The organism is Arthrobacter sp. G.S.26, assembly GCF_050847375.1.
Taxonomy (GTDB): Bacteria; Actinomycetota; Actinomycetes; order Actinomycetales; family Micrococcaceae; genus Arthrobacter.
In genome coordinates this window covers 1,291,506-1,310,721 of record NZ_CP193752.1, presented here as the reverse complement: position 1 = coordinate 1,310,721, position 19,216 = coordinate 1,291,506, and the positions used below count along the sequence as shown (strand labels likewise).

The following is a 19,216-nucleotide window of genomic DNA, read 5'->3' as shown; positions in this document are numbered from 1 at the left end:
GTTGGGAGCCCGATCCGCTCCCACGTCCCTGGAGGACCCATGGCCCTGAACGCCGTCACCACCCTTCCGCATTCCGTCAACAGCGTCGCCGCCGTGCTGGTCAACGAGGATTTCCAGCGCCACGTGAGCGAGCTGGTGGGGGGCACCCTCGAGTCCTTCGCCGTGGACGGCGATGTTGCCGGTGCGTTCAGCGCCACGTCCGTCCGCACCCTGCCCACCACGCGCCTGCCGGAGATTGCCCGGAAGTTCGTTGGCGAAAGCCTGAAGGTCACGCAGGTGGAGAACTGGGACGCCCCGGCGGCCGACGGTTCACGCCAGAGCAACATCTCCCTGAAGATCAGCGGCGCCCCCGTGGACGTCACCGCGGTGCAGCGCCTGGTGGCGGCCGACGGCGGCACCCGGGTTGAGCTTGAGGGCGCGGTCAAGTCCTCGGTCCCGTTCCTCGGCGGAAAAATTGCCGACGCCGCCGAGCCCATGGTGGCCAAGGCCCTGAACCTGCAGGCCAAGCAGGCGCAGGCCTGGCTGGAAAGCCACTGATCCCGTGGACCTGCCTGTTTTCCCTGCGCTCGTCCTGATCATCGCCGGCGCCTGGTCCCTCGTGGTGTGGCCGCAGTTCCTGCGCCGCGTTATGAAGGACACCCGGGCCCGGGACGCCGCCGGGAAAGCCACGAGGTTCCTGACTGTCCACGTGGTGCTGGTCAGCATCTCCATGGTGCTGGGCGCTGCCACGGCGGTCATCGGCATCATGGGGCTGCTGGGCTGAAGCCCGGCAGCGCAGCCAAGTCAGGCGGGGCAGGCCTGGCCCGCCGTGCCTGGCTGCGGCGCGGGGCCGGTCCGCACGTTCCGGAACTCAACCGGAGGGCCGCCGTCGTAATTTTTTGCCAAAGCGAAGTAGCCGCCCCGGAACGCCGCATCGGTGCTGGTAAGGCCCTGCGTGCCGCCGCGGCCGGCGGAAATCCCGGCCGCGGTGACGGCAACCTGGAACTGCTGCCACTGCCCGGCCCGCGCCGGCGCCCCGCCGGCCTCGCCCAGCACTGTGCCCGCTGCGCTGCCCCGGTCCACGCGGTAGAGGATCAGCCGGCCGTCCGGCCGGGCGTCCAGCAGGTATCCACCCTGCCCGCTGACCTGTCCGGGACGCCAAGGGGAGTCATCCGCCAGGGCGAACATGATCCCGGCACCGTACGCCTGGCCCGGCACGCCGGCCGGCCAGCGGAGCTCGAATTCCAATAACCACTCCGCCGCCTGGATGGGGCCCATGGAGCCCAGCGTGTAGGCGGCGGTGGTGGCGGACGCCATGCGCAGCGCCGATCCGGTGAACGTCGGCTGCTCCTGCCAATGGCTGTCCGCATCCCACGGCAGGTCCCCCGGCGCCCGCTGCCCGGTGGTGAACGCGTCCGCGGCGGCTACTGGCTCCCGCTGCAGGACGTAGGGGGCGTTGGCGCACATCATGCCCCGGACCCCCAGGCCCAACAAGCGGTCCCGCTCGCTTCGCCGGTGGACCTCCCAACCGATGACAGGCTTTCCGGTGGCCACAAACTGCCGGATGTTTTCTGTCGGGGCCAGGGCGGGGACGCCCAGCAGATCCACGGCATCGAAATACGCCGCCGCGCCGTCCAGGGTGCCGGAGCCGAAGTAGCCCCAAGTGGTGTACCCGTTCCTGCGCGCCTCCGCATGCGCCTTGGACTGGGCGGGCTGCTTCCACACGATGTGGTCCCGGGCGTCCGGGTAGCCCGCCAGCAGGGCCAGGATTTCCTCCTGGTTGGTGCCTTGTTTGTCCTCCAGGAAAATGACGGTGTCCGCCAGCAGGAGGTCCAGGACCTCCTGCAGTTCCGGGACCGGTTCCCGGCCGGTGGCGGGTCCCAGCCAGGCCCGGGCATCGTTCCGCAGGGTTGCCACAGTGGCCAGCGACGTGGCGGAGATCAGGAAGTCCCGGCCGGTCATCCGGGCCAGGTCGGGGTCGTGGTGGCAGATCAGGACGCCGTCCGAGGTGGCCGATACGGAGACTTCGATGGCTTTGATGCCCAGTGCGGCGGACTCCCGGTAGGCCCGGAGCGTGTGTTCGGTCCAGTTGTCACCCGAGCCGCGGTGGGCGATGTAGAAACTGGGCGTGGCCAGGAGGTCGGTGATGGTGGCGGGGCCGGCGGGGGCCAGCGGCACGTCGGCTACCGGCTGCAGGGGGACGCCGGCGGAGGTTGCCGTGGTTCCTGGTTTCCCCGTGCCGGCCAGGTCGCCGGGAACTGTCCGGTCAACGGGGTCCGGGCAGGCCTGGCAGCCCGTCAGGGACCAGGCCGCGCCGGCTGCTGCCAGGCCCAGGAACGTCCGCCGGTCAGGTCCGGTCCTCACGGGGCTGCCGCCGTCCTGGTGCCTGCGGGTTCCTCGGGGTGGCGTGCCGTCCTGGCTGCTTCCTGCCGTTCCCGGCGGGCTGCTTCCGCTGCCATCACCAACATGGCAAGCACTGTCCACACCAGGATTCCCGCTACCGAGCGGGTGGCCAGGGAACTGTACGTCTGCGGCACCGCAATCACAAGGATGGCCGCCAGCGTCAGCCCGCGGACCCGGTGGTGCAGGCCGTGCCGGAGGAGCAGAGCCACCATGGTCCCGAAGTACAGCACGGCAAAAGCGATGCCGAAGTCCACGCTGTACATCAGGAGCGGGTTTTCAAAGCTCGTCTCCAGGCCGCCCTGTACCGCCACCCGGTAGCTCGCACCGCTCCCCTGGCCCGCGATGGCGTAGTCACCCCAGTGGTTGAAGAAGTACTGCAGGGACAATGCCCTGGCCTCCGTCGAGCCTGTGTCGTCCTCAATCCTGCCCACCACACCCTCAATCAGGGGGGACGTGGTGATGAGGATCGCGGCGGCGGCAATCAGTGCCAGCAGGATTCCTTTGAGCCAGGCCGGACGGCGGGCAAAAAGCACCACCACTGCCACGCAGGCCGCCAGGACCACCAGCCCGGCCCTGGACTGGGTGATCAGGATCCCCACAATCATCAGGACCAGCAGCACCAGCTGGACCAGGTTCCGTTTCAGCCCGGCCACCAGCGGGGCAACGGCGACGATGACCAGGGACAGGGCCAGCGGCTGGTCCAGGGTCCCCATCCAGCGGTTGTTCTCCGGCTTGTACCAGTACTGCTTGCTGAAGCCCTGCTCGTAGACCAAGGGACTGTGCGTGAGCCACTGCAGCAGCGCCACTGCGCACACCGCCGCGACGAGCCACAGCAGCAGGTTCCGCAACCAGACCGCCAGGCCGGCGTCTGTGATGGAGAGGGTGAGCAGCAGGAAGAAAAACAGGACCGGCGCCACGATCTGGTCGGCCAGCAGGACCATCCCGCCGCCGGAATCAGCGGCCCGGGAGGCAAGGACCGCGGCCGCGACCACCACGGCGAGGGCCAGGAAGAGGACAAAGTGCCTGCCCAGGACCTGGCCAAAAGCGGCCGGCGCATCCAGCAGCCGGGCCAGGAAAACCGCGAGGATCAGCCAACTGGCGGCGTGCAGCGACAGCGGACCGGATGGAACGCCGGTGACCACCTGGCTGCCCACGGCGGGGACCAGGAACCAAAGGGCAAGGACAGATCCCACCAGGATCCGGGGCCGCGAGCGCAGCAGGAAAGCGGTCGCGAAGCACAGCCCGATCCATAGTCCCAGCTGCATTTATGCCACCTTGTCCATCAGCAACCCAGCCGCCGGCAACCTGGTCAGCCGCGGTGGGATCGGGTGGCCGGCACGCGGTCGCGGGCCGGGTTCTGCGCGGCGGCTGCCTTCCTGGTGGGTTCCTGCGGGCGGATCCGGCGGCGAAACCGCCCGCTGAGCCGAGGGAACGAACCCTGGCGGTGGGATTCGGCGAGCCGGTTCGGCAAGAAGGTGGCGGCGACGCCCAGCAGGGTGCTATTGACGGCGCGCAGGTTGGCCAGGGAGGCGGCCAGGATCTCCGCCGTGACGTGCTGGTGCCTGACCACCACGATCGCACCGTCGGTGACTGCTGCGAGCAGTGCGGCATCGCTCATCGGCTGCAGCGGCGTGGCGTCCACCACGATCCTGCTGAACTTCGGTGCCAGCTCCGCCAGCATGGTGCGCACGGGGCCGCCGCCCAGCAGGGCGGTGGGACGGGGCGGGACGGTGCCGGCCGCCATCACCTGCAGGCCGGGTATCCCACTTTCCTGGACCGCTTTGTCCGCGGCCACCTGGCCGGAAAGGACGTTGGACAGGCCGGTGGGCTTCGCCAGGCCAAGTTCCTGCGCCAGGCGGGGCCGCCGCAGGTCGGCTTCGACCAGGAGGACCGTGTGCCCGTTCTCTGCCCAGGCCTTCGCCAGCAGCAGCGCCACCGAGGTCTTGCCCTCCGCATATGTTGCGGACGTTACCGTGAGCGACCTCAGGCCGGCGGCCTCGGGCAGGAAATCGATGTTGGTGCGCAGCCGCCGTGCCGCCTCGGTCACCAGGGCATCATCCGGGGACCTGAGGATACGGTTCAGCGCCTTGGCATTCCGGCCGGCCGGGATGCGGGCCAGAACCCGGACTCCGCCGGCTTCCTCGATTTGTTCAGGAGTAATGAGGGTCCGGTCCAGCACGCGGCGGGTTACCGCAATCCCGATACCCAGGGCGGCACCCACCAGCAGCCCAAGTCCATAGTTCAGGCTCTCCCGGGGGGAGACCTGGCTGCCCGGTTCGGTGGGGCCGGATACAACGGTCAGCACCGTCTGCGCGGTGGTGGGAACCCGGCTTTCCTCAAGTTCGTGCACCGCCGACCCAAAATTCCGGGCTATGGCGGTGGCCGTGGCGAAGGCTTTGCCGGCGTCGGGCATGGTGACTTCCACCGTCAGCAGCAGCGTGTCCTTGTCTGCGGAGGCGCTGATGCTGGATTCTGCTTCCGGGCCGGTCACCCCCAGTCCGGTGTCGCTGACCAGGCGGGAGACGAACTGGTCGCTCTTGACCAGGGCGGCGTAGGAGACGATGCGGCCGCGGGAGAGTTCATCGGACTGCAGCGCCGATTGCCCGTTGACCGGCGGTGCCACCACAAAAAACCTGACAGTGCTTTGGTACATGGGCTGGATGGACGCGGTAAAAGCGACAGCACCGAGCAGTCCTGCCAGGGCGCACGCCACGATGATCCACCAGCCACGCACCACGGCGCGGAGATACTCTGACAAATCCAATATGGCCTCCCGGTTACGTACGCAGCCGGACGTCCCGGACCACACCGTTGGTAGGCGTTCATTATTGACCGCTGCATCCGGGCGGCGGAAGGCCGGCCGGGGCTTCCCAGCCGCAACTTTCCCTCAAGGTTGGGTCAAGGCACCCGGCCGCGGCAGCCACCGCCCCCACTATGGAACCAAGGCCGCCTGTCGGCCACTTCCTGACCCCTTCAACACTGGATGGAGGTACTGTGAACGGGCACCGGCTCTCAGTCCTGATTGCGCATCCCTCCGCAGATCTCTATGGCGCGGACAAGGTCCTGCTCGAAACAGTCGAAGGCCTGCTGCGCGGCGGCGCCCGGGTGCTGGTCACCGTGCCTGCAGAGGGCCCGCTGGTGGCGGAGCTCCAGGGCCGGGGTGCGGCGGTGGTGCTGTGCCCCACGCCGGTGCTGCGCCGGTCCATGCTGACGCCGTCCGGGGCGACGCGCTTTACCGCCGACGCGATCCGGGGCACCGCCGGAGGCATCGGACTCATCCGGCGCTGCAAACCGGATGTACTGCTGGCCAATACCAGCACCGTCCCGCTCTGGGCGGCGCTGGCCCGGCTCTGCGGCGTTCCCGCGGTGGTCCATGTCCACGAAGCCGAAGCCTATGCGCCCCGGCTCCAGCAGGCCCTGCTCGCCCTGCCGCTGTCCTTCGCCACCAGCATCGTGGCCAACAGCCAGTTCACTGCCGACACGCTGGTCCGCTCCCTGCCGAGCCTGCAGGGCAGGAGCACCGTCATCTACAACGGAGTGCCCGGGCCCGCCACGGAGGCACGTTCCAGGGGAAGGCTCGACGGCGGGCTGCGCGTGCTTTACGTCGGCCGGCTCTCGCACCGGAAAGGCGTGGACGTTGTGGTGGAGGCGATCGCGCAGCTGAACCGCAAGGGCCATCCCACGCACCTCGATGTGGTGGGCGGCGCCGTACCCGGCGCAGACGCTTACGAGTTGGACCTCCGCCAGCGGGTTGCCGGGCAGGGTGCCGGGGCATCAGTGGCGTTCCATGGGTACCAGTCGGACGTCTGGCCCTTCCTTGCGGATGCAGACGTGGCAGTGGTGCCGTCCCGGCTGGACGAATCCTTCGGCAACACGGCAGTGGAGGCGATCCTTGCGGCCCGGCCCCTGGTGGCGAGCAGTATTTCCGGGCTGCGGGAGGCCGCCGGCGCCTATGACTCGGTGCAGTTTGTGGCTCCCGGCAGCGTCCAGGGCCTGGCGGATGCCCTGGAGACGGTGGCGTCCCAGTGGGCGGTGTACCGCAGCGCCGCAGCACGCGACGCCTCCCTGGCACGGGCCAAACACAGCCCGGTCCTGTATGGCGAGGAAATGTTCCGGCATCTCAGCCAAGCAACCGGGCAGGCATGAGCCGCAACGGCTCCCCTGCCGGCCTGCACCGCGCCGAGGGGAAGCCGTCGGCCGGCAAAGGTGCAGGCGCCCACCCTGCGGGAAGTACTTTTGCGGGCCGCCCGGCTGCCAGCGGTGTGCGCTGGACCATGGCCGCAGTCATCGCCCGCCAGGGTTTCCAGATGCTGGCAGCGCTGGTCCTCGCCAGGATCCTGGGCCCGGCGAGTTACGGCATCATCTCCGCCGCCACGGTGTTCACCACCTTCGCTGCGCTGTTCCTGGACCAGGGGCTGGCCGCGGCGCTGGTCCAGCGCCCGGCCGTCAGCCGGCGCGCGGCGGGGGCCACGGCCACCCTGAACCTGCTGATGTCGGTGGCCATCGGGGTGGCCGCACTCCAGTTGGCTCCCGCCGTCGCCGGTTTTTTTGGGGCGCCGGAACTTGCCGTGCTGCTGGTGCCGCTTGCGGTTGCCATCCCCCTTAAGGGCCTGGCCATCACGCCCCGTGCCATGCTCAGCCGGGAACTGAAGTTCGCGCTGGTGGCCAGGGCGGACATCGCCGGCGCCGTGGGCGGTGCCGCCTGCGGCATCTCCTCCGCACTTCTGGGCGCCGGCTATTTCGCCCTGGCATACCAGGTGATCGCCACCGACCTGGTCACCGCCGCACTCCTGCTGGCGGCGGCGAGGGGGCCCTGGCCAAACCACCATCTGCGGGAAGTCCTGCCCATGCTGGCCTTCAGCTTCAGCGTCTTCTGCACCAACTTCCTCGCATACTTTTCCCGGAACATGGACAACGTCCTGGTGGGCCGGTTCCTTGGGCTCGCATCGCTTTCCCTCTACGGAATGGCGTACCGGATCATGGTGCTTCCGGTCCAGCTGGTGGGACAAACCATCAACCGGGTGATGTTTCCTGTCTTTTCCCGGGCCAGCGATGATCCTGCCAAGGTTGCGTTCCACCTCACCTCGGTCACCAGGATCACCGCAATGACGGCGGTGCCCCTGATGGCCTACATTGCCTGCGCCGCACCCGAGCTGGTCCAGCTGGTCCTTGGCGAGGCATGGCTGGCGGCCGCCCCGATCATCAGTGTCCTGGCCATTGGCGGTGCCCGGGAGACGGTGTTTTACATAACTCCCACCCTGATGAAGGGGCTGGGCAAGGGCGGCCTGATCCTCCGCTACGAGGTGCTCGCGGCCCTGGTCCAGGTGGGCGGCATCGTGGTGGGCCTGCAGTTTGGCCTGCTGGGGGTGGCGGTGGGCCTGGTGGGGGCCGGCCTGTTCCTGGTTCCGGTGCTGCTGCTGATCCAGGCCCGCCTGACCCAGGTCCGGATCAGCGCCCAGCTCGCGGTGATCTGGCCCGCCGTCCACGGCGCCCTGTGGGGCGCGGCCGGCTGCCTCGGCATCGGCTTGCTGGACCTTCCCCTTGCAGCCACCACGGCCCTTGGCCTGGCTGTGTTCCTCCTGCTTTTTGCGGCTGTCCTGTTCCTGTGCCACCGCAGCCACGTGGAGAAGTTCCGGCGGCAGGCAGCCGCCCTTTTTGGCAAACGGCAGGGCTTCGATCAATGAACATAACCCCGGCGAAAGGCAGGCCATGATCCAGACAGCGGAGCAGCTTGTGATTGCGGTGCTTACGTACAAGCGCCCGGAAGACCTCCTGGTGGTGCTCCCGCGCCTCCTGGACCAGGCCCGTTCGGTGGACCTGGCTGCCACCGTGCTGGTGGTGGACAACGACCCCGCTGGCAGTGCCCGGCAGACGGTGGAGGACTATCCGTCGTCGCTGGTCAAATACGTGCACGAACCCCGGCCTGGAATCGCTGCCGCCAGGAACCGGGCCATCCGCGAGGCGGTTTCCGACTCCCTCCTGGTGTTCATCGACGACGACGAGGTGCCGTCGGAGCAGTGGCTGCGGCACCTGCTGGCGCAGTACCGCGCCACGGCGGCGGCGGCCGTGGTGGGTCCGGTGATCAGTGAATATGCCGAGCCGCCCGAGGCCTGGATCCAGGCTGGCAGGTTTTTTGACCGGCGCCGGCTCGCCACCGGATCGCTGATCGACGTGGCGGCCACCAACAACCTGCTGCTCGATATGGGGAAGGTCCACGCGCTGGGCCTCGCATTTGACGAGAAGTTTGGCATTACGGGCGGTTCGGATACGCTCTTCACCCGCCGGCTTGCCCAGCTGGGCGGGACCATGGTGTGGTGTGACGAGGCCGTGGTGGTGGACCGGGTACCCACCGGCCGGCTGACGCGGGACTGGGTGCTGCGCCGGGCGTTCCGCAGCGGGAACGCCAACGTCCGGGTTGACGTTGAGCTGGCCGGTTCGGCGCCGGCACGGGCGGCAGCCCGGAGCCGGGCCTTCGCGGCGGGTTCGATCCGCGTCGCCGGGGGGACGATACGGGTTCTGGGGGGCCTGGCAGGCGGCTCCATGTCGCTCCGGGCAAGGGGCATGCGCAACATTGCCAGGGGCTCAGGCATGCTGTCCGGAGCGGCCGGGTATGTTTACAGCGAGTACCGGCGCAACTGACCAGTCTCCGTTACCGGGGCCCGACAGTCCAGCGGCGTGGCCTACGTTACAAATAAGACAGTTGGGCCCTGTGTTGAGCAGGATCACAAAAAGATTTTCCGGGACGGTTGTGGCGCTCCCTGGGTCGTTTTGCGAAGCTCCTGCTCGGGACGGCGTGTTGGTAGTTTTGACGATGCAAAAAAAGCCATCGTTACCTAACCGAAACGTGTCGATCCTTGCCCATTTGCACCGTTATCGGTTTGCAACACAACAAAACCTCAAATAGCGTTGCAGTCAACAGCCGGGGTCGGGGATGCCTACGGGAGAAGTCAGCACAGTCGAAGCGCGGTCACCCCTGCTTCGCCTTCCGGCGCAAGCCCTTTTGCTGATGCCACACGTCAGGTAGACCAGCCCGGCTTTGCCATGCGCAGCCAGGTTATGCCTCCATGTGTCTCCCCGTGCCCGGAGACGAACTCGAGAGGTACACCCTATGGCTATCAGCAAAGCCGTCAGCAAAAACATCAGGACCAGCTATGCCGTGGGCGCCGCCCTGACGGTCGCAGCACTGGCACTGTCCGGATGCTCCGAACTGTCAGCAGCCGGCATCACCGACAGCGCCGCCGTAGCGCCGGGGACCAAGGCCCCCGCAGCAGCCCCCACACAGGGCCAGGCAACGGGCACCAAAGCCCCCTCAACTTCCAAAGTAGTACCGCCTGCTCCGGCCGTCGACACCATCGACACCCCCGAGGCCCCGGCTGCAGCCCTTGCGGACACCGGCAAGTCCCCGGCATCAGCGGCGGCTCCGGCGGCCCCTGCCGCTCCTGCCGCGCAGGCACCCACCCCTGCCCCGGCCGTTGCAGCAGCACCCGTTCCGGTCGGGGCCGCCAAGGCACCCGGCACCGTGGCTGCAGCAGCTCCGGTGGAACCTGCCGACGCCGTGGCGGCTCCGGTACCTGCCACGGTTGAGACCGTGAAGGCGCCCGTCAAGGAAACCGTGGACGCTCCGGCACCCGTTGAAGCCCCCGCCCCCAGTGTGGACGCTCCGGCTCCGGTTGAGGCTCCGGCCCCCGTCGAGGCAGCTCCGGCTCCGGTTGAGGCTCCGGCCCCCGTCGAGGCAGCTCCGGCTCCGGTTGAGGCTCCGGCCCCCGTCGAGGCAGCTCCGGCTCCGGTGGAAACCGTCCAGTCCGTGGCCGCAGCCACCACCACCTCGGCCAAGCCATCGGCCGCCAACACCGGCGTTCCGGCCGGAACCACTTTGAAGCCGTACAACACCAGCGGCGCCGACCTGGTCATCTCCGTGGACGGCACCGTCCTGGACGGCCTTGAGATCTACGGCGACATCAAGGTCCGGGCAAAGAACGTGGTCATCAAAAACAGCAGGCTGCATGGCGGCAAGAACCACCCCGCCAACGCCACCGGCATCATCGACGCCAACAGCGCTGCCGTGTCCAACCTGCTGGTGCAGAACAACACCATCAACCCGGACCGTCCCTCGTTCAACCGTGACGGCATCGTGGGCCACGATTACACGGCCCTGCGCAACCACATCCAGCGGACCAACGACGGACTGGGGATCTTCAACCGTCCCGGCGGCCCGGCCACGGCCAACGTGACCGCCAAGGGCAACTACATCCATTCCCTGACGTTCTTCGACCAGGACACCGTGCACTCCGATGGGACGCACAACGACGGCATCCAGGTCCAGGGCGGCGAGAACATCCTGCTCGCCGGCAACACCGTGGTGGCCAGCATCGTTACCGGTGCAGGTTCGGGCCCGAGCCCCCGCGGCACGCACGGCGGCATTGCCATCATGCTCCAGCAGAACGTAGCCAAGCTGGCCAACGTAGTGGTGGAGAGCAACTGGGTGGATGACGGCCAGACGTCGATCAACATCGACAACGGCAAGTACTCCAACATCACGGTGACGGTCCGCAATAACTACCTGGGCCGCAACCAGTACCAGTACGCCAACGGCACCTACCCGATCCGGATCATCCAGCGGTCGGCAAGCACCGTCAGCGGCCTGTCCACCAACCGCTGGGAAGACAACCTGGCCTTCCTCACCGAGGGCAAAACCACCGGCATTCTCTACAACGGCTGATAGCTCAATAGCTGCCCGGCCCGCTCTGCGGCACGGGCCAACAGGAAGGGGAGGAGTGCGCTGGTGGCGCTCCTCCCCTTCCTTTATGCCTGCCGGTCAAGGCCTCCTGACGCTGAAATCGTCAAACAGGACCCGGACGGGCAAGTTGGTGACGGCACTGGAGGTGTAGACGGTGACACCTGTGCTGCCGGCGGCCTGCAGTCCCGCTGTTGTATCAGTGGTGCTGGCTCCCCAGCCTGCCGGTTCCGTGGAGCCGCTGGACCACACTTTGGCCCGCAGCTGGCTTGGCCCCGTTCCCGTGACCTGGAACCGCAGCTGCAGCTGGTTTCCGGCACCGGCCGACAGTCCGGTGTTGGCGGTGACCAATGTGGTTTCCACGCCGCCGGAGAGCCGGATCAGGCGCAGGGTCACCACACCGGCAGCGTCGAGCTTGATCCTGGCGCGGTATTCGGCGGTGCCCACCCGCCGGCCCACCAGGCCTGCGTAGGCGCCGCCGCCGTTGGGTACCTTGTCGAAGGACAACGTCGCCTGCACGTCCGTGTCCGTGGCCGTCACGGCGCCAAGATAGGCGGAGGGGCCCCGCCCGGGTTCCAACGTGATCCGCCCGGCCCCGCCGGAGACGGCGAACGGTGTTGACCCGCCGCTGGTGGACCAGCCCCCGCCAAGGTCGGCGCTCCCCCACCCTCCGGTGACGGTCCTGCCAAAGGCATCGTTGGCCAGCGGGCCGTCGGGGTCGCCCCCGGCACTGACCGTGACGGGAGCAGAAACGGAATCGGTGTTGCCCGAGTTATCGGTGACAACCAGGGTGACCGTGTAGGTTCCTGCGGCCGCGTACGTGTGCTGCGCCGAGACGCCGGATTCCGTGCCGCCGTCACCGAACTGCCAGGCATACCCTGCGATGCTGCCGCCAGGATCAACAGACGCTGAACCGTTCACCGCTGCGGTCAGCCCATCGGTGCTGCTGGTGAAGCTGGCCGTGGGCGGCCCGTTGGTTGCGCCGGCAACAGTGATGCTTGCCGCGTTTCCCGTGAGCGTGTTGCCCAAAGGATCCCGCACGGAAATCCGGTAGCTATGCTGCCCGCCCGTCAGCCCGGAATCGGTGAACGACATGGTGGGCCGCTGCCAGAACGTGGACAGCTGCGAGGCCGTATACACCGGCGTGGTGTCGCCGTCGCGGAGCACGGTGTACGTCAGGTTCGAGTTGTCCCGGTCCCAGTTGGCCTGCCACTGGACCCGGACCTGACCGGCACCGGGGCTGCTGAGGCTGGGAACAAAACTTGCTCCGGACACCCGGGGGGCCTGGTCGTTGGGTGCAATGGACCTAACGGCGAAACGGGACAGGCCCTGCTGCGCCCGCTGGTTCACATTTTTGAACTCCCCCACCATCACCACGTAGGAGTTGTTTCCCGTGACCGCCCATGGGCCCTGGCTTTGGCCGCTGGCCGTCCCCGTGTCCATATCAGGGAACCAGTTAAGCATGGCGGGAGCCGGCTGCCCGGTGAAGGATGGATAGCCGTAGATGTCCTTGGTCAGGGTTCCGGTGGCCTCTTTGCCGAAGGCAACAGCCCGGTGCCAGGTCCGTGGTGTGGTTTCGGGGTAACCACCCAGGTTTCCGCAGTAGTGCGGGTGGCCTGCAACGTAGACAGCCGTGTCCGTGGCGAACGCGCCGTAGGAGTCGCCGTGGCAGTCCTCCACCCATTTGACCCGTGCGTCCGACCAGTTGGCGGCAAACGCGCCTTCCAGGTTGCCGCCGGTGCCAAAGATGTAGCCCGTGCCGTAGAACGATGTCCCATCGCTGGAGAGCGACAGGACGGCCGAGTCAGTACCTCCGTTGCGGACCACGTCATTGATGGGGGTGGCCAGGTTCGCGCCGGACACCGCATCCACCATGCCCAGGCCGTAGCCGGGACGGTTGGAGCCGTTCAGGGTGGTGAAGGCGCCGCCCACCACCACTTTGCTTCCGTCGGGAGAGAGCGCCAGCGCGTTGACTTTTCCGTTGGCCGCGTTGGGCGCCCAGGGCAGGAGGGCTCCATTGCCCGCGTTGACTGCCGCCAGCCGGTTCCGCGATGAGGAGCCAACGCTGCCGAACAGGCCCCCAAACCAGACCTTGCTGCCGTCAGCCACGATGGCCCGTACGGAGCCCCCAACGGAGGGGGCGAAGCCCGACAGGGGGGCGCCGGTATCGGGATTCAAGGCGGCTATCCGGTTCCGGGTGACGCCGTTCACAGTGGTGAAATCGCCGCCAACGTAGATCCTGCTGCCGTCCGGCGACGCCGCAATGGCCAGGGCCTGGCCGTTCAAGGATGCGGTGAAGGAGGTTTTGAGTGCGCCGGTGGCCAGGTCAAAGGCCAGGATATTACGCCGGGGCACGAGTTGTGTGCCGGCAGCGGCGCCGCTGGGCCGGGCGTTGTTGAATTTGCCGGCAACATAAACAGTGGTCCCCACAGTGACGGCCTGCCATGCCACGCCGTCGTGCTGGACCGTGGGGAGGCTGTCAGCGGTGACGGTCACCGGGGTTTTAGGATCATTGGGATCGATGGGAGCGGAGTCCGCCAGCGCCGGTGCCGCAAAGCCCCCACCGAAGAGAAACAGAGTACTGAACAACGCCACCAGCCGGAAAGCTGGTCTTTTCCTGAACATATCAGCCCTTTTCCACGTGCAGACCGAGTCTGTGGCAAAGCGCTGAGTCGCTTTGGGTGATGCTCCGGGCGCAAGCCCGGTCGCATCCCTTCCGCAGGGTTCCCTGTCAGTGCGGAAGAGCACCGTTGGCGCACAGGCTGCGCCGGCGGGGACAAAAGTCCCTGCGGCGCAGCCTGTGCACGAGCCGGTGGTGCGATAAGGCTACTCTTAGGGCACCTTCACCGAATAGTCATCGAACCGCACAGTTATGGGCACGTTGGTGGCGGAGCCGGACAAATAGCCCACCAGCCCCGTTGTTCCGGGTGCCTGCAGTGCTGCGGTGGTGTCGGTGCTGGTCAGCAGCCAGGCTGCAGGTTCGGCAGCAGTATCGCGCCACACCTTGGCCTGGAGCGTGCTGGTGCCCGTGCCCGTCACCTGCATCCGGATCCGGATGGCGTCGCCGGGGGCCAGGGTCAGGCCGGTCAGCGGTGCCGTGGAGATAACGGTTTCGGCCCCGCCCACAATCCGGGTGAGGTACAGCGTGCCTGCACCGGTGGCCGGAACCTTGACCTTGACCCGGTAATCGTCGGACCCCACCCGGCGGCCGATCACGCTGACGAACGTTCCGCCGCCGTTGCCGATCTTGTCCAGCGACGCCTTGACCTGCACGTCGGTGGCGGCGGCGGATACCCCGCCCAGGATCGCCGTGCGGGTTACCCCGCCGGTCGCCAGGATCAGGTTGCCGACGCCGTTTCCAACCGTATAGGCAGCGGCAGTGCCTGCCACGGACCAGGCCCCGCCGGTGTTGGCGGCGCCCCAGCCTGAGGCGGTGGTGCGGCCGAAATCGTCAGCAGCCAGAACGGTGTTGGCCGGTGGCGCCTGGACGGTGACTGCCTTGGTGAGGGAGCCGGTTGCGCCGTCATCATCCGTGACCGTCAGCGTCACGTTGTACGTGCCCGCCGCTGCGTAGGTGTGTGACGGAGTGGCGCCGGTGTCGCTGGTGGTGTCGCCGAAGTCCCAGGCGTAGGCGGCGATGGTGCCGTCAGGGTCGGCGGACGTGCCGGCATTGAAGGCCGCCGCGAGGTTGGTGGCAGTGGACGTGAAGCCGGCCACGGGTACCTGGTTGGGCGGCGGGGCGGTTACGGTGACCGGGTTGGTCACCGCGTTGGTCTGGCCCGTGTTGTCAGTAACGGTCAGCGTGACGTTGAAGGTGCCGCCGGCGGCGTAGGTGTGGTCGGCCTTGACGCCGGTACCCGTTCCGCCGTCGCCGAAGTCCCAGGCGTAGCCGGCGATGGGGCCGTTGGCGTCCGAGGAGGCCGTCCCGTCAACCGACGCTTTCAGCCCGTCCACGGCAGCTGCGAACCGCGCCACCGGGGCGGCCGGCGGAGCAGATACTGTCCGGCCCGAGGCCACGTAGTGGGCCTGGATCCGGGACAGCGGAAGCACTGCCGGGTAGATGGCGACGTCGTCGATCTGGCCGTTGATGTTGCGGCTGGTGGGCCGGTTGCTCCAACTGCCGAGGTTGTCGCCGCCCAGCCGCCAGAAGCCATCGAACTGCCAGGCAGAGGTAACGTCCGCCCGGCTTCCCACCAGGACGCCGTCGACAAACAGCTGCATGCCGTTGCTGCCCAGGGTAGCCACCACATGGTGCCACTGGTTGTCGTTGAAGCTCGCCGTCGAGTTGATGGTCTGCCGGGTCGCGCCGTTGGGGCGGACCCCGAAGAACAGCCTGCCGGTATTGGACATGTACACGGTCCGGTCGAAATCGGTGGAAACGCCGGTGGGTGAGTTGCCGTAGCTGATGATGCCGCCGCCCGTGGTGGACCCGGTCTTGAACCAGGCCTCAGTGCTGAACGTCTGCGGCCGCATGGCGATCGGCATCCTGGCGGCCACGCTGTCGGCGGTGCCGTTGAAGGTTGCCGCTGTCCCGCCGTCGGCGCCCACGGCACCGTCAGCTCCAAGGGTCACCCCGGGGCGCAGGACCAGGTCGTCCTTGCCGGCAAGGTCCACGCCGGTGGTTCCGGCGGCGTCCCCCAGCGGCCAGTAGTTGGCCGGCGCATCGGAAAGTACCGTCTGCGAGTAGGCGCCCGGGGCTGCCACAGTGTCCGTCGCGGTGATCCTGACGATGTCGCTGACTGCCTGGTTGTTGAAGGCGTCCCTGGCATAAATGCGGTACGCGTAGCTCCGCCCCGCGACCCGGTTGGTGTCCAGGAACGTCATGCCGGGCCGGTTCCAGAACCGTGAAGCCTGGTTCAGGGTGGCAATTACCACATTGTCCCGTCGAACCTCATAGACCAGGTTCTCGTTGTCCTGGTCCCAGTTCGCCTGCCAGCGGACCCTGACCTGGCCAGGCGCCGGGGTTGAAAGCGTCGGGGCGAAGTTTGCCCCGGTCACCTTCGGTCCGCGGAGGTTCGGCGCCGTGGTGCTCTTGGCGAAACGGACCATACCCTGCTGGGCCTGGCTGTTGACGTTGGTGAACTCGCCTGAGTAGACCACGTAGTCCGCGTTGCCGGACACGGACCAGGGGCCCTGGTTCTGTCCGGTGAAGGTCCCGTCACTCATGTAGGGGAACCAGTTCAGCTGCGACGGCGCCGGGTTGCCGCCAAAGTTGGTGTAGCCGTGGGTTTCCTGGGTCAGGACACCGGTGGCCTTCTTGCTGAACGCCAGGGCGCGTTGGAACTCCCACGGCTCAGCTTGCGGGAACCCGCCAACGTTTCCGCAATAGTGCGGATGCCCGGCCTGGTACACCACGTCGCCGATGGGGAATACGGAGTAACTGTCGCCATGGCAGTCCTCGATCCACTCGGTGGAACTGTCCGCCCATTTCACGGAGAAAATGCCTTCAAGGGTGCTGGCCCGGCCAAAGGTGTAGCCGCTGCCGTATACGTTGGTGCCGTCGGTAGCCAGCGCCGTGATGGAGCCGCCCGTGCTGCCGTTACGGACAATGTTGTTGATCTGGAAGGGCTGAGAAGCGCCCAGGTTGGTGTCCACCTTGCCCAGGCCGTACCCGGGGTTGGCGGATCCGTTCAGGGTGGTGAAGGCGCCGCCCACCACCATGCTGGCCTTGTCCGGAGAGAGTGCCAGGGCGTTGACGCGGCCGCCCACGGCCACCGGGTTCCACGGCAGCAGCGCGCCGTTCGAGGCGGCGGCGGCAGCCAGCCGGTCACGGGTGACGGTGCCTACGCCGTTGAAGAGTCCGCCCATGTAGACGGTGGTGTCCGTAGCCACAATGGCCCTTACGGAAGCGGACATGCGCGGCAGGAACGAGGTGTTGATGCTGCCCGTTGTCGGGTTCAGGGCGGCGACGCGCCAGACGGTGGCGCCGTCGATGGCCGTGAAGGAACCACCCACGTACAACCGGCTGCCGTCCGGTGAGGCGGCCAGGGACGTGACTTCGCCGTTCATGCTCGGGTGGAACGTGGGGTCCAGCACACCGGTCCTGATGTCGTAGGCCAGGATGTTGTTACGGACCACTTCCTGGGTGCCGGGTGCGGCGCCGGCAGGCCGGGCCATGGTGAACTCGCCGCCGACGTACACCTTGTTGCCGATGACCAGCTGGGTCCAGCCCACGCCGTTGTGCTGGGCGGTGGGCAGCCTGTCCGCGGTGACGGTCAAGGGGACATCAGGGGCCGGGGCACTGTCGGCTGTCGCCGGAGCTGCACCCCAGACGACGCCCAGTGACAGCGCCATTGCCGCACTGAGGACCATCACCAGGAGGGACCGTGGGCCGCGGTGCGGCGGGGGGCCTTCCTGGCTTGCCGTAAGGCCGGGGCTTTCCACCCCGGCTTGATGCTTAGAACGCATTGCTTTCTCCATCCTTGAGGGTTGCTGCAGTTCCGGGGCTGCTGAGGGCCAGCACATCCGAGTCCGAGTAGAGGCCCCGGATCCAGTGATCGTTGCGGTCGTTGCCCACGTTGTTGAGGCTGAGTGCGGTGCTTTGACTTCCCGGGATCATCGGGAAATGCCTGGGCACGGCGCTTACCTGTCGGGTCCGGATTCCGGCCCGCAGTGCGGTCCAGTGCAGCCAAATGTCATCGGCGCCGGGGCACAGGTCCAGGAAGGCGTCCCCGCCCCGCCGGAGGGCAGCCAGCATGAGCGGCGGGTAGATCACCCCGGAGACCCCCAGGGCGAAATTGTCGATGCCGGCGTCGGTGTCGTGGCGCCGCGCCCAGCCCGAATACCCGGTGATGCTGCCGCTGTCAACGCCCACCACGCTCACCCAGTGCCCGCCCACCGTGTCCGGGTGGTCGCGGTGGCTTGCCACCAGCGCGGCAAGCCACCCGGCCGGGTAGACGATATCATCGTCGGCGGTGGCCAACGGACACTCGAACTCTTCCGTCGAGAGGACGTAAGGGTAGTACTTCGTGTGCGGTCCGTAGTTTGAGGTAAGGCGCACCTCCAGGCCGCGTTGCTGCAGCCGCCGGAGCTGCGGGGTCAGCCGGACCATCAGCGCCGGGTCGTCCAGCCAGAGGATCAGGCGGCGCGGCCGAACGGAGCCGCGGGCAATGGATTCCAGGGCGATATCCACCGTCTGCAGGCGCGCGCCGTGGGTGGTCATGGAAACCACGACGTCGGCCGTTCCGGTGACGGACTCCGCCACCAGGCGGTTGCGGCAGCGGAGCGCCACCACGCCAGCATGGGCGCGGACGCGTTTGGCCGCCTTGCGCAGCCGACGGGCCGTGGCGCGTGCCTGCGTCACCGGCCCCGCAACCATGAGGGCCGGGGTCATGCGGGGGCCTGGCCTTCGAAGGCGGCGATGGGCGTTCCGGCGTCGAGGTTGAAGAAGATCTTTACGCTGCCGCGGCTGTCCTTCGGGACACCGAAGACAAAGATGCCGGTGGCGCTGGCGCCAGGGGCCACGGTGGCGGGGAACGGCTCCGGGCCCGGGCCGCTGAGGCTGCTCGCCGGGGAGTTGTCGGCCCCGTAGCTGACGTTGATGACCGCCGGGTCCAGCGAAATTTCCGCTGCGGTGTCGTTCTTGACGGTGATCTTGAAACGGAGCGCCGGGCCTGCAACTTCGCCGATGCCTGTGGCTTCGCCGTTGACCGCCTCAACGTCTGTGATCGCAGCGGAAACCCCGGTCTTCACCACTGCGGTGCCCACCAGGGGCACGGCAGGAGCGACGGGTTGTTCCACGGCAGCAAGTTCCTCGTCGCTCCCGGCCGGTGGAGTTTCCACAGCGGGAGCCGCTTCCGGAGCCGGGGCGGCCTGGGGCGGTTCCGCTGCGGGAACCGGGGCAGGGGGCGCCGACGGATCGGCGGACGCCGGGGCGGCGGACGGATCGGGGTCCGCCGCGGCGGCGGACGGATCCGGACCCGACGTGTCGGGAGCGGCCGAGGCAGTCTCCGTGGCCTGCGTCGCGGTGGGCGACACACCCGGCCGGGTGGTTGCCCACACGGTGCCGGCAATCAGCAGCAGCGCCAGCACCACGGCCCCGATGATCAGGCGCCGTCGGCCGGCGAGGGGCCCCGCGGGGTTATCAGGGGTGGTTTCCAT

Annotated in this window: 13 protein-coding genes; 6 read left to right on the top strand and 7 right to left on the bottom strand. The window is 67.9% G+C overall.

What is annotated here, in order from left to right; translation table 11 throughout:
• Positions 1–39 precede the first annotated feature (39 nt).
• Positions 40–537 carry a DUF2505 domain-containing protein gene (locus tag ACRB8A_RS06030; RefSeq protein WP_050685063.1) on the top strand — a complete coding sequence of 166 codons (498 nt, stop codon included), beginning with the start codon at positions 40–42 and terminating at the stop codon, positions 535–537.
• A 4-nt stretch (positions 538–541) separates the two neighbouring features.
• Positions 542–763: an SCO4848 family membrane protein gene (locus tag ACRB8A_RS06025; protein ID WP_050685064.1), complete on the top strand. Its 222-nt coding sequence runs from the start codon at positions 542–544 to the stop codon at positions 761–763.
• A gap of 20 nt (positions 764–783) precedes the next feature.
• On the opposite strand, the gene ACRB8A_RS06020 is transcribed toward ACRB8A_RS06025, so the two are convergent.
• From ACRB8A_RS06020 to ACRB8A_RS06010, 3 genes are read right to left on the bottom strand one after another with little or no spacing between them, the layout of a single operon-like run.
• Positions 784–2,343, bottom strand: a complete 1,560-nt coding sequence (locus ACRB8A_RS06020) for a glycerophosphodiester phosphodiesterase family protein (RefSeq protein ID WP_056598014.1) — start codon at positions 2,341–2,343, stop codon at positions 784–786.
• The gene (locus tag ACRB8A_RS06015) at positions 2,340–3,647 is read right to left on the bottom strand and encodes an O-antigen ligase family protein (RefSeq protein ID WP_056598011.1); all 1,308 of its coding nucleotides are present in this window, start codon (positions 3,645–3,647) and stop codon (positions 2,340–2,342) included. The genes ACRB8A_RS06020 and ACRB8A_RS06015 overlap by 4 nt, the downstream gene beginning before the upstream one ends.
• 44 nt (positions 3,648–3,691) lie before the next feature.
• On the bottom strand, positions 3,692–5,140 hold the full coding sequence (locus ACRB8A_RS06010; RefSeq protein WP_432245827.1) for a polysaccharide biosynthesis tyrosine autokinase: 1,449 nt from the start codon (positions 5,138–5,140) through the stop codon (positions 3,692–3,694).
• Positions 5,141–5,376: 236 nt separating this feature from the next.
• Here ACRB8A_RS06010 and ACRB8A_RS06005 point away from each other — a divergent pair, with 236 nt between their 5' ends.
• From ACRB8A_RS06005 to ACRB8A_RS05990, 4 genes are all read left to right on the top strand, one after another.
• The gene (locus tag ACRB8A_RS06005; protein WP_231686033.1) at positions 5,377–6,528 is read left to right on the top strand and encodes a glycosyltransferase; all 1,152 of its coding nucleotides are present in this window, start codon (positions 5,377–5,379) and stop codon (positions 6,526–6,528) included.
• Positions 6,525–8,066 (top strand): lipopolysaccharide biosynthesis protein, encoded by a 1,542-nt coding sequence (locus ACRB8A_RS06000; protein WP_056598007.1) that lies wholly within the window; start codon positions 6,525–6,527, stop codon positions 8,064–8,066. The genes ACRB8A_RS06005 and ACRB8A_RS06000 overlap by 4 nt, the downstream gene beginning before the upstream one ends.
• 25 nt (positions 8,067–8,091) lie before the next feature.
• The gene (locus tag ACRB8A_RS05995) at positions 8,092–9,021 is read left to right on the top strand and encodes a glycosyltransferase family 2 protein (RefSeq protein ID WP_056598004.1); all 930 of its coding nucleotides are present in this window, start codon (positions 8,092–8,094) and stop codon (positions 9,019–9,021) included.
• 469 nt (positions 9,022–9,490) lie between these two features.
• Positions 9,491–11,101 carry a hypothetical protein gene (locus tag ACRB8A_RS05990; protein WP_432245826.1) on the top strand — a complete coding sequence of 537 codons (1,611 nt, stop codon included), beginning with the start codon at positions 9,491–9,493 and terminating at the stop codon, positions 11,099–11,101.
• 96 nt (positions 11,102–11,197) lie between these two features.
• Here the strand turns inward: ACRB8A_RS05990 and ACRB8A_RS05985 are convergent, their stop codons facing one another.
• The 4 genes from ACRB8A_RS05985 to ACRB8A_RS05970 form a co-directional block, all read right to left on the bottom strand.
• A complete protein-coding gene (locus tag ACRB8A_RS05985) occupies positions 11,198–13,741 on the bottom strand; it encodes a PKD domain-containing protein (protein ID WP_050686269.1) in 2,544 nt (847 codons plus the stop codon).
• 207 nt (positions 13,742–13,948) lie between these two features.
• Positions 13,949–17,524 (bottom strand): PKD domain-containing protein, encoded by a 3,576-nt coding sequence (locus tag ACRB8A_RS05980; RefSeq protein ID WP_285241002.1) that lies wholly within the window; start codon positions 17,522–17,524, stop codon positions 13,949–13,951.
• Entirely contained in the window at positions 17,514–18,449 is a 936-nt protein-coding gene (locus ACRB8A_RS05975; RefSeq protein ID WP_056598000.1) for a hypothetical protein, read from the bottom strand. Before ACRB8A_RS05975 ends, ACRB8A_RS05980 begins: the two co-directional genes overlap by 11 nt.
• Positions 18,446–19,216 carry a hypothetical protein gene (locus ACRB8A_RS05970; protein ID WP_432245825.1) on the bottom strand — a complete coding sequence of 257 codons (771 nt, stop codon included), beginning with the start codon at positions 19,214–19,216 and terminating at the stop codon, positions 18,446–18,448. Before ACRB8A_RS05970 ends, ACRB8A_RS05975 begins: the two co-directional genes overlap by 4 nt.

Excerpts from the sequence above, each read along its gene's own strand:
- ACRB8A_RS06030 (WP_050685063.1), top strand. The coding sequence starts at position 40 with ATGGCCCTGAACGCCGTCACCACCCTTCCGCATTCCGTCAACAGCGTC.
- ACRB8A_RS06015 (WP_056598011.1), bottom strand. The coding sequence starts at position 3,647 with ATGCAGCTGGGACTATGGATCGGGCTGTGCTTCGCGACCGCTTTCCTG.
- ACRB8A_RS06000 (WP_056598007.1), top strand. The coding sequence starts at position 6,525 with ATGAGCCGCAACGGCTCCCCTGCCGGCCTGCACCGCGCCGAGGGGAAG.
- ACRB8A_RS05995 (WP_056598004.1), top strand. The coding sequence starts at position 8,092 with ATGATCCAGACAGCGGAGCAGCTTGTGATTGCGGTGCTTACGTACAAG.
- ACRB8A_RS05990 (WP_432245826.1), top strand. The coding sequence starts at position 9,491 with ATGGCTATCAGCAAAGCCGTCAGCAAAAACATCAGGACCAGCTATGCC.
- ACRB8A_RS05985 (WP_050686269.1), bottom strand. The coding sequence starts at position 13,741 with ATGTTCAGGAAAAGACCAGCTTTCCGGCTGGTGGCGTTGTTCAGTACT.
- ACRB8A_RS05980 (WP_285241002.1), bottom strand. The coding sequence starts at position 17,524 with ATGCGTTCTAAGCATCAAGCCGGGGTGGAAAGCCCCGGCCTTACGGCA.
- ACRB8A_RS05975 (WP_056598000.1), bottom strand. The coding sequence starts at position 18,449 with ATGACCCCGGCCCTCATGGTTGCGGGGCCGGTGACGCAGGCACGCGCC.
- ACRB8A_RS05970 (WP_432245825.1), bottom strand. The coding sequence starts at position 19,216 with ATGGAAACCACCCCTGATAACCCCGCGGGGCCCCTCGCCGGCCGACGG.